We start from the raw sequence: 12760 nt of genomic DNA, 5'->3' as shown, positions 1-12760 counted from the left end.
AGGTTAAGGACCAAACAGGATGCGGCCGCCGGCGTGCTGCCCGGCGTCGGAGAAATAACGGAAATGCAGGGTGCCGCTGGCGCCGTCGTCGGCGCGGTCGTACTTGAGCTCCAGCTGGAACGGGGTGTCGGGCCTGACCACCTGCTGGAACTTGAGCGCGTGGATGGCGCGAAACGCCGGTGCCATCGCAAAGTGCAGGCGAGCGTAGCGAATCGCCCAGTCGACCTGTACCACGCCCGGCAGCACGGCCGCTTGCGTGAAGTGGCCGTCGAAGTAGAACAGGGTTGATGGCACCACCATTTCGAGCAAGGCGCGCTGCGCGTCCTGCTCCAGCAGGCGTACCTGCGGCACGCGCGGACGGGCGTCGCCCACGCCGAGCAGGGCAAGCAGCTGCGCGTGGGTGGTCTTGCCCTGGGCGTTGAGCGGAAATTGATCGAGGTAGCGCCAGCGGCGCGGCAGCGCGACCGCTTCCACCACGCGCCCCAGGTGGGCGCGCAGCAGCGCGTTGAGCGCCTGCTTGCCCTCGGCGTCGAGCAGCGCGCGCCCGCTGGCGGATGGAATCACGAATCCGGCCAGCACCTGGCGCTCGCCGGCCCGCTCGGGGCAGACGATCACGCGCGCTTCGCTGGCCAGGCCGGACGCGACCAGGGCCGCTTCGATGGCGTCGAGCGAGATGCGTTTTTCTTCGATCTTGACCAGGCGGTCGCCGCGCCCGAGCAGCAGGAAGCGCCCGTCCGGCGCCGGATTGACGCGGTCTTCCAGGGCCAGCCAGCCGTCGTCGCCCAGGTGGCTGGAGCGCACTTCGAGGCGGCCGCTGTCGGGCGCGATGCGCCAGGCGACGCCGGGCAGCGCTTCCCACGCACCGGGCGAACCGGGATGGTGGCGGCGCCAGGCCACGCCACCGGTTTCGGAGCTGCCGTAGATTTCGGTCGGGACCTGGCCGAGCAGTTGGGCGGCCGCCACCGATGCCTCGGGCGCGAGCGGGCCGCCGGACGAAAACACGGCGCGCAGGCAAGCCGCCGCCGCGCTCCAGTCCAGGTGGGCCGGCAAGCGTTTCAGGTGGGCCGGGCTGGCGACCAGCACGCACGGGCGCTGTCCGAGCATCCGCGCCAGCTGCTCGGGATAGGCCAGGCTGGCGGCGTGAATCGCGCGGCCGGCGGCCAGCGGCCACAAGACCTTGAACAGCAGGCCGTAGATGTGCTGGTGCGAGACGGTCGAGAAGATCTCGGCCTGGCCGATGGCGGGGCCGAACAGGGCCTCGAGCGTGGCCACTTCGCTGGTGAGCTGCGAGAGTTGTTTCGGGATCGCCTGCGGCGCACCGGTGCTGCCGGAGGTGTGCACCACCAGCGCGGGGAAGGCGCCGTCAGGCCCGCTCCATGGCAGCGTGCAGGCGTCGCCGGGCGATGGCTGCAGCGGGGTCCAGCGCGCCGGGAACTCGCCCAGGAAACAGTCGACCGAGCGCGCCAAGGCGCTGCAACTGGCGTCGAGCGTGTCGGCGGTGAGCCAGACGGTTTTGCCGGCCTGCCAGGCGCCCAGCAGCGCAGCGGCGAATTCGAGGCTGTCCTCGATGTACAGGGCGGCATTGGCGCCGGGCGTACGCACGGCCAGCGCGCGCCATGCTCCCACGCGCGCGCGCAGCGCGCCGATGGTGACCGGCGTGCGGACGGAAGCGGCCTCGCGCCAGCCGGCGATGGCGGCGCCATCGCGCGCGCGCAGAACGGAAAACAGATCAACCATGATGCAATCGCTTAAAGCGCAGACGTACCAAAAATTCAGCGGCGAACAGCAGGCCCATCAGGCCGTACGAGATCACGCCGTTGTACAGCGACCAGACCTCTTGCGAAGCCCACAGCGCGGTGCCCAGCGCAATCGCGCCGTTCACCACGAAAAAACCGCACCACACCTTGGTGACCGTGCGCGTGTACGCCACCGCCGCGGGCGGCAGGTCCGGCTCGCGCATGCGCGCAAAGCGTTCGACCATCGACACCGGCGTGGTGAGCGTATACCCAAAGGCCGTCAGCAAGCCGGCACTGACCAAAACCGGGTACAGCTTCAAGGGCAGCATGGCGTTTCCCATCACCGCCACGGCAGCCAGCACCAGGGCGCCGGCAACCGACCAGCGCGCGGCCACGCTGGCCTTCAGGGCCGGCAGGCGCGCCAGGGCGGCGAGCAGCAGCAGCAGCGCCAGCGAACGCGGCTCCACCCTGCCCTGTCCGTACCAGACGGCCAGCGGATACGACAGCGTGAGCAAGACCGAGATCACGGCCAACGGCGCGGCCAAGCGGCGCATGCTTATAACGCCTGCTCCTCGACCAGATCGTCGAGCGCATTGACCACGTCACCGATGGTGCGGATGGTCTTGAACACTTCCGGCTGCAGGCGCTTGCCGGTCAGCTGCTTGAGCTTGACCGCCAGGTCAACCGCGTCGATGCTGTCGATATCGAGATCGGCGTACAGGTTCGAGTCCGCCGTCAGCGAGGATTTATCGAGCTCGAACATGTCGGCCAGCAGATCGACGACCCACGCATGCAGCTCGTCACGGCTCATATTGTTTACGTCTACCATACAAACTCCTTACTTTTTGCGGTGGGTTTCAATCAGGGCCGCCAGCGCGCGCACCGACGCGAAATGGCTGCGGGTGTCTTCCGAATCGGCCGACAGCGAGATGCCGTAGCGCTTTTGCAGCGCGACGCCCAGTTCGAGCGCATCGATCGAGTCCAGGCCAAGGCCTTCGACGAACAGCGGCGCGGCGCTATCGATATCGTCCACGCTAATATCTTCCAGTTGCAGGACGTCGATGATCAGTTGTTTCACTTCTGTTTCAAGCATGGCCTTGGTACTCTCCAGTAAAAAATTGTTGCAGGTGGTCCGTCAAATGACGTACCGCCATTACTTCGCTCATGTCGCCGCCCAGGAAGGCGCCGACCTCAATGTCGTCTTTCACTTCAAGCCGGAACTGCACGAAGCGCTCCGGCACGCGCCACCACTTGTCGCCCTTGCCCAGCGTGGGCGGCTGGCAGTCGATCAGCACCGGGGTCACGGCGCGCGCGCCGCGCACGGCGATGTTGGCGGCGCCGCGTTTCAGGCTGATCGCGCCGCCCGCCGGGGTGCGCGTCCCTTCCGGGAAGATAATCAGGTTGTTCCCGGCGCGCAGGGAAGCGATGCACGCCTCGACCAGCTGCTCGCCGCTGTCGTTGCTGATGTAGCCGGCGGCCCGCACCGGACCACGGGTGAACGGGTTATTCCACAGGTGGCTCTTGACGATGCAGTCGGCGCGCTTGACGAACGCCATCAGGAACACGGTATCGATCAGTGACGGGTGGTTCGCGAGAATCAGCAGGCCACCCCGTTCGAGCTTTTCGAGCCCGATGAATTCATAGCGCAGCACACCCAGGCCGCGCATCAGGCCCACAAACCCGCGAAAGGTCAGGCGCAGGATGGCGCGTGCCACCGTGACGCGCGCGGCGCGCTCCCACACCACCACCTGCAGCAGCGGGAACACCGCGATGCGCAGCAGCAGGCCGCCGATACCGAAGGCGAGAAAACTGATGCCGGTGGCCAGGACGCGCCAGTAGCGGCCGATCCGGTCAAACATCACGCGTCCAGGTCCAGCGCTGCATGCCCGCCTGGCGCACCAGGCGCGCGGCGCCACTCAACTGGAACCGCAGCACGTCCAGGCCACCGGGCTGGGCCGACACCGGCGCCGTGTCATCGGCGGCGGCGCAGGCCAGGCTGATGGCGTCCGCACCGGGCGCGGTCATCAGCCACGCCCACGCGTGCGGCTGTTCGTCGCAATCCTCGAAATGCGCGAGGGCTTGCGGCAGTGCGCAGTCGTACACCACCAGCAAGACCATGGGCGCGCCGTCGGCCAGCAGGCCGCAGGCTTCGACCACGCCATGTTCGACGGTCGCCGCGCCGGCCGACAGGGCCATGTGATTGGCGCGGTCGGTGCGTGCGATCGAGAACAGGCCGGCGCTGGCGTTATGCACGGCCAGGCCGAAGCCGGTCGGCGACATCGGTTCGCCCTGGGACAACTCGCCCAGCAGGCCGACCGCGCGCGACACTTCACCATGGCGCGAACAAAACACCGCTGCAACATCGGTGCGGCCATCCAGGCAGCGGTAAGCCACTTCCAGCGCCATCTTGCCGAGGAAGCCTGCGCGGCGGCGCAGCATGGCCGGCATCGCGGCCACGGCCGGGTCGGGGCCTTCACCTATTCTTGCCGGTGCCGGTGCCTGCGCCCATCCGGCCCAGGCCTCGGCTGTTGCCAGCCCGGGCGCCCACGCTGTATGGGCAGCAATAGAAAACTTCAGGCCGTCTACTCGCATTTGGTGCTAATTTCTCTAAGGTACATACAGCCTGAATTATAAACTGCCGGTATTGCTGGCTCCTAGAGGAATACTTCCATTCGAGAAACTATAGTAGCGGCAAGCAACAAAACTGCGAATTGTCCCACTGTTACGCGATTTTATGCAAATAAATATCTGATAAACAACACAAGATGGGTATTCAAGGGGAGTGGCGAGCAATAAATGCGACATTCGGCTCAGCGCCAATAGCCGATGAGGGCAAGACAGCGCCTCCGGGGAGAAACAGGAGGGAGCGGGAATCGCAGCGGGATGTTGGCGTTCAATGCAAAACCGGACCTGTGCCGGTTTTGCAATTGCTGGTGTTGCAGGCCCGATGCCGGGCGAGCGAGCAATCAGCGTCGGAGACGAACTTTTACATTACTGCGCTGTCATACCATCATCGGCGGTGATGATGGCGCCGTTGATGAAGTGGCTTTCTTCGGCCGCGAGCAACAGCAGCAAGCCATCCAGGTCTTCCGGTTTGCCCGGGCGCTTGCGCGGCAGCATGTCGATCAGTTTCTGGCCTTGTTCGGTGGCGAAGTACTCTTCATTGATTTCAGTGGATATATAACCAGGACAAATCGCATTGACATTGATGCCATATTTGCCCCACTCCACCGCCATCGCCTTGGTCATTTGCACCACACCGGCCTTGCTCATGCAATACACCCCGATTTGCGGCAGTACGCGCAGGCCGGCAACGGAGGCAATGTTGATAATACGATGCTGTTTTTTCGGATCGCCCTTGGCGCGCTGGATCATGCGCTTGGCCGCTTGCTGGGCCACGAAAAAGGCGCCGCGCAAATTGGTATCCATGACGTAGGAGTAATCTTCCGGCGTCACGTCGATCAGGCGCTGGGTGGTCGAGACGCCCGAGTTGTTCACCAAAATATCGATCGGGCCGGCTTCGGTTTCGGCGTGCGCGATGGCCGACTTGATGCTGGCCAGGTCGGTCACGTCGAGGGACACCACATGGGCGGCGCCGCCGTCGGCTTCGATTTCGGCGCGCAACTCTTTCAGGCGGTCGGTACGGCGTGAAGCCAGCACGACCTGGGCACCGGCACCGGCCAGGGCCTTGGCGAAACGCGCGCCGAGACCGCTCGATGCGCCGGTGATCAGTGCGATTTTTCCTTCGAAATTTACTTCAATACCCACGATCGGCTCCTGTGCGGTGGTCTTGCGAAAGCATAATGATGTCACAAATTGCCAGTATTAGATGGCAGCGTCTAATATTGTCCGTAAAATGGCGCCAAAGTTGCAATCCTCGACAAAAAGCCGCACACTCGTGCTTAAATTTTTCTATCCCATGAAGAGACCATGACAGAGCCTATCAATATCCTCGAACAATACGGTCCGCGCGAAGCGATGGAGTACGACGTTGTCGTCGTCGGCGGAGGCCCTGCCGGCTTGTCCGCCGCCATCCGCCTGAAACAAATGGCGGCCGACAAAGGCCAGGAAGTGTCCGTTTGCGTGCTGGAAAAAGGCGGCGAAATTGGCGCACACATCCTGTCCGGCGCCGTGATGGACCCGCGCGCCCTGACTGAACTGATTCCGAACTGGAAGGAACTCGGCGCACCGCTGAATACCGCCGTGACCGAAGACCGCATCCTGTTCCTGACCGAAAACAAGGCTTACCAGGCACCCGGCTTCGTGACCCCGGCCTGCTTCGAAAACCACGGCAATTACGTGATTTCGCTGGGCAATGTGGTGCGCTGGATGGGCCAGCAGGCCGAAGCGCTCGGCGTGGAAATCTTCCCCGGCTTCGCTGCTGCGGAAATCCTGTACAACGAGGATGGCTCGGTCAAGGGCGTGGCGACCGGCAATATGGGCGTGGACCGCCATGGCAAGCCGACGCCAGCCTTTCAGCTCGGCATGGAACTCCATGCCAAGTACACCTTGTTCGCCGAAGGTTCGCGCGGCCACCTCGGCAAGCAACTGATGGTCATGTACGACCTGAACAAGGGCAAGGACCCGCAGTCGTACAGCATCGGCATCAAGGAATTGTGGGAAATCGATCCGGCCAAGCACAAGCCGGGCCTGGTCATCCACACCACCGGCTGGCCGCTCACCTCGGATACCTATGGCGGTTCGTTCCTGTACCACATGGAAAACAACCAGGTCATGGTGGGCTATGTGATCGGCCTGTCGTACGAGAATCCGTATCTGTCGCCGTATGAAGAATTCCAGCGCTACAAGACGCACCCGGAAATCCGCACCTTTTTCGAAGGCGGCAAGCGTATTTCCTACGGCGCGCGCGCGATCACGGCCGGCGGCTTGCAAGCCTTGCCAAAGCTGGTGTTCCCGGGCGGCGCGCTGATCGGCTGCGAGGCGGGCTTCCTGAACATGAGCCGCATCAAGGGCAGCCATGCGGCGATCAAGACCGGCATGCTGGCGGCCGAATCGGCTTTCGCGGCACTGGGCGAGCAGCGCCAGCACGACGAACTGGCTAGCTTCCCGGCCGCGTTCGAGCAATCCTGGCTGCACGAGGAATTGCACGTGGCGCGCAATGTCAAGCCGTGGCTGTCGAAAGGCCTGTACCTGGGCTCGATCATGACCGGCATCGACCAGCTGATTTTGCGTGGCAAGGCGCCATGGACCCTGCACCGCGATTACGGCGACCATGAATGCCTGAAACCGGCGGCAAACTATGCGCCGATCGCGTATCCGAAGCCGGACGGCAAGCTGACCTTCGACCGCTTGTCGTCGGTGTTTATTTCAAACACCAACCATGCGGAAGACCAGCCGATTCACCTGACGCTCAAGAATGACAGCATTCCGGTGTCGGTCAACCTGGCGCAGTATGCCGGGCCGGAGTCGCGCTACTGCCCGGCCGGCGTGTATGAGTTCGTCAAGACCGACGAGGGCAAGGACCGCCTGCAGATCAATGCGCAGAACTGCGTGCATTGCAAGACCTGCGATATCAAGGATCCGACCCAGAATATCGTGTGGGTGACGCCGGAAGGCGGCGGCGGGCCGAATTACCCGGGGATGTAAGCCCCATGCGCCGGTTCCGCCCATGGCGGGACCGGCGCTGATCTTCAATGCGGCAAGCGCGGCATGCCCGCAGCGGCCATCGCTTCAAATTCCTGCGCCGGCATCGGCCTGGCGAACACATACCCCTGCGCGAAGTCGCAGCCGGCATCGACCAGCAGCGCGCGCTGCACCTTGGTCTCCACCCCTTCCGCCACCACTTTCAGCCCCAGCTTGTGCGCCATGACGATAATGGCTTCGCACAGCGCCAGGTCGCCCACATCGTTTTCCAGCGTGGCCACGAAGGATTGGTCGATCTTCACGTAATCGATGTCGAAGCGCTTCAGGTGCGACAGCGAGGAATAGCCCGTGCCGAAGTCGTCCAGCGCCACTTGCAGTCCCATGGCGCGGAACTGGCGCAGGCGCTCGATGACCTGGTCCGCCCCTTCGAACAGCACCCCCTCGGTAATTTCGATGACGATGCTGTGTGCCGGCAAGCCCAGCTCGTTGAGGTAGTCGAGCCAGCTCAGGTACAGGTCGGCGTCGCGCCGGAACTGCACCGGCGACTTGTTGACGCTGACCTGGAACGATGGGTCGATGCTGCGCTGCCAGCGCTGGACCTGGTGCGCCACTTCGCGAAACACCCAGTCGCCGATCTCGACGATGAGCCCGTTCGACTCGGCAAACGGGATGAATTCGGCCGGCCCCAGCAAACCACGGGTCGGATGACGCCAGCGCAGCAGCGCCTCGGCCTTGTGCACGGCGCCCGTTTGCAGCGAGACGATGGGCTGGTACACGATCTCGAACTGGCGCAGCGCGATGGCCGCGCGCAGGTCGGCGGCAATGCTCTGGCGCGCCTGGGCGGCGTGTTGCAGGTCGGGCGTGACATAGCTGAACTGGTGGCCGCCCGCGTTTTTGGCGGCGACCATGGCGCGGTCGGCGCGGTCGACCAGCTGGTCGATGTCGCGCGCGTCGGGCGGGTAGAGGGCGATGCCGATGCTGGCCGACACAAAGGCAAGTTCGCCGTCCAGGTCGAACGGCAGGGCCAGCGCGGCAATGATGGCGTGGGCAATGCGCTCGACGCTGCCGATATGGTCGAGCCCTGCCAGGATGACGGTGAATTCGTCGCCGCCCAGCCGTGCCAGGGTATCGCTGGAACGCACGCAGCTGGCGATGCGGCGGCTCGCTTCCATCAGCACCAGGTCGCCGCGCGCATGGCCCAGGCGGTCGTTGATCGCCTTGAAGTGGTCGAGGTCGATGAACAGCAGCGCCAGGAACGCGGCGCCGCGGTCGGCCTTGCGCGTCTCGTGGCGCAGCCGGTCCATGAACATGTGGCGGTTGGGCCGCCCGGTGAGCGTGTCGTAGTTGGCCTGATGCCAGATCAGCTCGGTTGACTGCTTGTGCTCGGTGATATCGGTGACCAGCGCCAGCACGCCCAGGCAGGCGCCGTCGGCGTCGAGGATGGGACTGCTCGAGATGGAGGTCCAGACCACCCTGCCATCCTTGCCGATGAAGCGGTATTCCTGGGCGATGGGTTGGCCGTGGGCGTGCCCGGCTCCGCATCGGGCGAGCATGGCGATGCCGTCGTTGTCCATGAACGAGAGCAGCGGGCGGGCCAGCATCTCTTCGATGCTGTAGCCGAGGATCTGGGCCATGCGCGGGTTGACGAACGTGGTGTTGGCAGCGGCATCGATCTCCCAGATGCCCTCGCCGGCGCTGTGGACGATGCGGCGGAAGCGCTCTTCGCTGCGTTCGAGCGCGGCCAGCCTGCCTTCGGCGCGCTCGACCAGCAGGCGGCAAGCCTGGCCGCTGCCGTCGGCGCTGCCACGCAGGGTGACGTCGCCCCCGCCCGCGTCCGGCGTTCGCAAGCGCACGCGGCAGGTTTCAGCGCTGTCGCTGTTGAGGGCGCGGGCGAAAAAGCCGTCGAAGTCGGGCAGGAAGGCGGGCACCACGAAAGTGCGGAAATGGTGCAGCCCGGGATGGGCGCGCGCCACGCCCAGCATGGTGGCGCCGACTAGATTTACTTGAAGAACGGTGCTGTCGAAGGCCAGCAGGAAGTAGCCGACGGGGGCCAGCAGATACAGCTCGCCGGCGCGCGCCAGGTCTTGCTCGTGGTGCAGGCGTGCGAGGGTGACGCCGCTGCTGTCGGTGGAGGGGCCGGCAAGTCGCTGCGGGCCAGCGCGGGCAAGGGGGCTGGCTGGCCCGGGTCGAAGGCAAAGGCGCCGCCGGGCAAGGCGTGATCGGCGCGGCGGGCATGTGCCTGCGCTGAACCACCCTGTGCTGCCGGATCGTGATCGTTGTCCATCTCACCTCGCACACATTGCACACGCCAGCGGACACCTGCCACACCGGCACGCGCTGGCGCACAACGGAGATGGAAGCACTGTTCACAAGACTAGCATGGGCGCGGGCGCCATGTCGAGCGCCACCACCGATGGTGCCGCAGATTGCGCGAAGGCGGCGAACACGGCTAGTGGTGCGCGCGGTTCAGGCGCCGTTCAAGATAGCGCTGCAGCGCCTCGAACAGCAGGCTCAGGCACCAGTAGATCAGGGCCGCGGTCATATACAGCGGCAAGGGATTGGCGCTGCCGGCGACCGCTTCCTTGGTCGCAAGCATCAGCTCGCTAATGGTGACGACCGAGACCAGCGAGGTATCCTTGATCAGGCTGATCAAGGTATTGCTCATCGATGGCACGGCCACGCGCAGCGCTTGCGGCAGCACCACGTGGTACAGGGTGGCCCAGTAACCCAGGCCCAGGCTGAAGCTGGCGCGCCACTGGCCCTGGCTTACGCCCAGCACGGCGCCGCGCAAGCTCTCCGAGAGGAAGGCGCCGGCATTGAGCGACAGCGCCAGCACGCCGGCCACCACCGGCGGGAAGTCGATGCCGATGCTGGGCAGCCAGTAATAGATGACGTACAGCTGCACCAGCAGGGGCGTGCCGCGCATCGCGCTGACGTACAGTTCGGCCGGCGCGCGCACCAGTTTCCAGCGCGACAGGCGCATCAGTGCCGTCGGAAAGCCCAGCGCCAGCCCGCCGACCATCGAGGCCAGCGCAAAGATCACCGTATAGCCGGTGCCCTTGAGCATCGAGGGTGCGGCGTCGCGCAAGAGTTCGGCCAGCGCGCTCCAATCCATCGGCACCGGCCCGGATCAGGGCTGCGCGGCCGGGCGGCTGACGTCGCTACCGAACCATTTGAGCGAGATTTTCTTGAGGCTGCCGTCGGCCTGGGCCTCGGCCAACGCGCGGTTCAAGGCAGCCTTGAGCTGGGGGTTGCCCTTGCGCACAGGAATGCCCATGCGCTCGACATTGCCGACGCGCGCGCCGGCCTGGATCGGCAGCTTGGAGTGATTGAGCAGGTAAGCCACCATCAGGCTGTCGTTGAGGGCGGCATCGATGCGGCCGAAGGCCAGGTCTTGCAGCGTTTCCGGCGCGGCCGGATAGCTGCGCACGTCGACGCCGGGCACGGCCTTGGCCTGCTGTTCGTACACGCTGCCCTGCCCCACGCCCAGTTTCTTGCCCTTGAGGTCAGCCAGGGTGGCGTACGTCGCCTTCTCGTTCTTGCGCACGATCAGTTGCGGGCTCGAGTAAGTGTAAGGCTCGGAAAAATCGAAGGTTTGCTCGCGCTTGGGATTGATGCCCACCTGGCTGACGACCACATCGAACTTGCCGGCGGCCAGCCCGGCCAGGATGGCGCTCCACTCGGTGGTGATGAATTCGGGTTTCAAGCCCAGCCGCGCGGCCAGCAAGGTGGCGACGTCGACGTCGTAGCCGGCCAGCTGGTTGGTCTTCAAGTCCTTGAAATTGAATGGCGGATACGTGCCTTCCATGGCGATTTTCAGCGTGCCGCGCGCCTTGGCGCTGGTGAGCAGGTCGGCGCTGGCGGCGGGCATGGCCAGGGCGGCGCCGATCAGGGCAAGGGTCAGGGTCAGGCGGCGACGGAACTGGATAGGCATGGAGTCTGGAATGTGATGGAATAGAAAAGCAGTTTAGCGCGAATAGCTGGCCTTACGGTGGCGTCCGCCAAAATTATGGCCGACCACCAGGGTCGTGCTGGCGACCAGGGTCGACAGTCCGATGATGAGCTGCACCAGTTTATCGTCCGGCAGCACCCACAATTGGCCCTGCGGCGCCTCGACGCCGGTGGCGGCCATGATCAGGGGCGCGATCCAGGCGGCATCGTCGTCGACATCGAGGATGACGGCGTCGGCGCTGGTCTGCATAGTGATATTGCCGCCCTCGGCCAGGGTGAAGCAGACGCCGTAGCCGGTTTCGTGCGGGGCGATGTGTTCGGTCAGGCTTTGGTTGTGCTCGTCGATCCACAGTTCGACGTCTTGCGGGGTTTCGAGTGCGGTCCAGGGGCGCGGGCGAAAGCGCGGCGCGGGCGCGGGTGTTTCTGAGTTCATTGCGTCCTGAGAGTAAGCGTTTAACGGCGCGTATCGTACGGCATTTCCAGGCGCGCGTACATGGAACCAGTGCGCGCGCGGGAGGTCATAGTAGCGTTAACGGGGGGGGTGAGGAAGCACACGGAGAAATACCACCGGCCGGGCGATGGCTACCGGTCCGAATTCGAGGAATTCATGCACGGATTCCTGGCGCGGCATCCCGAGGTTCAGGAGGATCGCCGGCGCGGCTGGGATATCTGGTGGGATCACCGCGTCGATCTGGATGAGCTCGACAAGCAGCGCGAGAGCGAGCTGCCGCTCAAGCCGTATGTGTATGACTAGCTCTAGTCGTTGGTCAAGGAAAATTCTTATTGCAATTTAGAATTTTCACGGTATCATGAAGTTGCGCGGTTCGCTTATTTGGTAAAGCCCAGTCAGGAGTGTCTCAGACCGAATGACTGATAACCAGGTTCGATTCCTGGACCACGCACCAGATTGCTCCGCATGCCCGTCGGCATGCATCAACAAGCAGCTCCTGCCGCTGCGCAGCTGCTGGTGCTCACCCACCTCCTCCGCCCCAAGCTTGGCCCCGCTGCATGGCGCGGGCAGCTGGCCCGGCACGAGCGCCCTGCAAGAGAATCCCCTAAGATGCGCTCATGCCGTCCCCGGCCGATCCACGGCCCACGCGCTGTTCGGCCGGGATATCGCACGATGCCATCGCGCTGCACCGGCCGAATGGCAATGACGCCACTCTTGACTGATGGCCTGTTGCGCTTTCGCGAGTCCGGCCGCGATCTGGTCGTCGATCAGCTTGCGCTAGCCCGGCCCCAGCTTGTTCCGCAAGTGCCCATCCATCACCGCGTTGAAGGCAGCCGAGTATGCCCCTGCTTTATGCAGGCCCGCCAAGTCGACTCAAGGTATGGACACAACGGGGAGCCCGATTACGTTCCCGAATTTCTCGCGTCTTGATGTCGACTCGCCAAGGCGACAGTGAGATTTCCCGGACATCAATTTCGTACTCCGGATGGTCGTTCGGGCAGGGCCTGGCAGCTAGCAG

At 64.5% G+C, this 12760-nt stretch carries 14 protein-coding genes and 1 tRNA gene; 4 read left to right on the top strand and 11 right to left on the bottom strand.

Annotated features, from left to right (window positions below):
• Window positions 1-3 precede the first annotated feature (3 nt).
• The 7 genes from PO883_RS30865 to PO883_RS30835 all read right to left on the bottom strand — a co-directional run bounded on the left by PO883_RS30865 (window position 4) and on the right by PO883_RS30835 (window position 5504).
• Window positions 4-1737: an AMP-binding protein gene (locus PO883_RS30865; RefSeq protein WP_289313174.1), complete on the bottom strand. Its 1734-nt coding sequence runs from the start codon at window positions 1735-1737 to the stop codon at window positions 4-6.
• Window positions 1730-2290 (bottom strand): hypothetical protein, encoded by a 561-nt coding sequence (locus PO883_RS30860; RefSeq protein ID WP_289313173.1) that lies wholly within the window; start codon window positions 2288-2290, stop codon window positions 1730-1732. The genes PO883_RS30865 and PO883_RS30860 overlap by 8 nt, the downstream gene beginning before the upstream one ends.
• A 2-nt stretch (window positions 2291-2292) precedes the next feature.
• Complete coding sequence (locus PO883_RS30855) at window positions 2293-2547, bottom strand: acyl carrier protein (RefSeq protein WP_167086363.1); 255 nt, start codon at window positions 2545-2547, stop codon at window positions 2293-2295.
• Window positions 2548-2574: 27 nt separating this feature from the next.
• Window positions 2575-2829 (bottom strand): phosphopantetheine-binding protein, encoded by a 255-nt coding sequence (locus tag PO883_RS30850; RefSeq protein ID WP_099877909.1) that lies wholly within the window; start codon window positions 2827-2829, stop codon window positions 2575-2577.
• Complete coding sequence (locus PO883_RS30845) at window positions 2822-3595, bottom strand: 1-acyl-sn-glycerol-3-phosphate acyltransferase (RefSeq protein ID WP_289313172.1); 774 nt, start codon at window positions 3593-3595, stop codon at window positions 2822-2824. Before PO883_RS30845 ends, PO883_RS30850 begins: the two co-directional genes overlap by 8 nt.
• Window positions 3588-4193, bottom strand: a complete 606-nt coding sequence (locus PO883_RS30840; RefSeq protein ID WP_373890121.1) for a beta-ketoacyl synthase chain length factor — start codon at window positions 4191-4193, stop codon at window positions 3588-3590. Before PO883_RS30840 ends, PO883_RS30845 begins: the two co-directional genes overlap by 8 nt.
• Window positions 4194-4727: 534 nt before the next feature.
• The gene (locus PO883_RS30835) at window positions 4728-5504 is read right to left on the bottom strand and encodes an SDR family oxidoreductase (RefSeq protein ID WP_054263022.1); all 777 of its coding nucleotides are present in this window, start codon (window positions 5502-5504) and stop codon (window positions 4728-4730) included.
• A 162-nt stretch (window positions 5505-5666) separates the two neighbouring features.
• On the opposite strand from PO883_RS30835, the gene PO883_RS30830 reads away from it, so the two are divergent.
• Window positions 5667-7343 carry an electron transfer flavoprotein-ubiquinone oxidoreductase gene (locus tag PO883_RS30830; protein ID WP_289313170.1) on the top strand — a complete coding sequence of 559 codons (1677 nt, stop codon included), beginning with the start codon at window positions 5667-5669 and terminating at the stop codon, window positions 7341-7343.
• Window positions 7344-7387: 44 nt separating this feature from the next.
• On the opposite strand, the gene PO883_RS30825 is transcribed toward PO883_RS30830, so the two are convergent.
• Window positions 7388-9322, bottom strand: coding sequence for a bifunctional diguanylate cyclase/phosphodiesterase (locus tag PO883_RS30825; protein ID WP_289313169.1), 1935 nt, complete (start codon window positions 9320-9322; stop codon window positions 7388-7390).
• 21 nt (window positions 9323-9343) lie between these two features.
• On the opposite strand from PO883_RS30825, the gene PO883_RS30820 reads away from it, so the two are divergent.
• Entirely contained in the window at window positions 9344-9559 is a 216-nt protein-coding gene (locus PO883_RS30820; protein WP_289313168.1) for a hypothetical protein, read from the top strand.
• A gap of 230 nt (window positions 9560-9789) precedes the next feature.
• On the opposite strand, the gene PO883_RS30815 is transcribed toward PO883_RS30820, so the two are convergent.
• The 3 genes from PO883_RS30815 to PO883_RS30805 are packed head-to-tail and all read right to left on the bottom strand — an operon-like array spanning window position 9790 to window position 11724.
• The gene (locus PO883_RS30815; protein WP_167086361.1) at window positions 9790-10455 is read right to left on the bottom strand and encodes an amino acid ABC transporter permease; all 666 of its coding nucleotides are present in this window, start codon (window positions 10453-10455) and stop codon (window positions 9790-9792) included.
• A 15-nt stretch (window positions 10456-10470) separates the two neighbouring features.
• Complete coding sequence (locus tag PO883_RS30810; protein ID WP_289313167.1) at window positions 10471-11274, bottom strand: cystine ABC transporter substrate-binding protein; 804 nt, start codon at window positions 11272-11274, stop codon at window positions 10471-10473.
• A 33-nt stretch (window positions 11275-11307) separates the two neighbouring features.
• Complete coding sequence (locus tag PO883_RS30805; protein ID WP_289313166.1) at window positions 11308-11724, bottom strand: hypothetical protein; 417 nt, start codon at window positions 11722-11724, stop codon at window positions 11308-11310.
• 108 nt (window positions 11725-11832) lie between these two features.
• On the opposite strand from PO883_RS30805, the gene PO883_RS30800 reads away from it, so the two are divergent.
• The gene (locus tag PO883_RS30800; RefSeq protein ID WP_289313165.1) at window positions 11833-12045 is read left to right on the top strand and encodes a DUF3460 family protein; all 213 of its coding nucleotides are present in this window, start codon (window positions 11833-11835) and stop codon (window positions 12043-12045) included.
• A gap of 63 nt (window positions 12046-12108) precedes the next feature.
• Window positions 12109-12196 (top strand) — tRNA-OTHER (locus PO883_RS30795).
• Window positions 12197-12760 lie beyond the last annotated feature (564 nt).

Source organism: Massilia sp. DJPM01 (genome assembly GCF_030348125.1).
GTDB classification, from domain to species: Bacteria; Pseudomonadota; Gammaproteobacteria; order Burkholderiales; family Burkholderiaceae_D; genus Telluria_A; species Telluria_A frigida.
The sequence above is the reverse complement of the archived record's forward strand: the minus strand, read 5'-3'. Positions and strand labels throughout refer to the sequence as shown.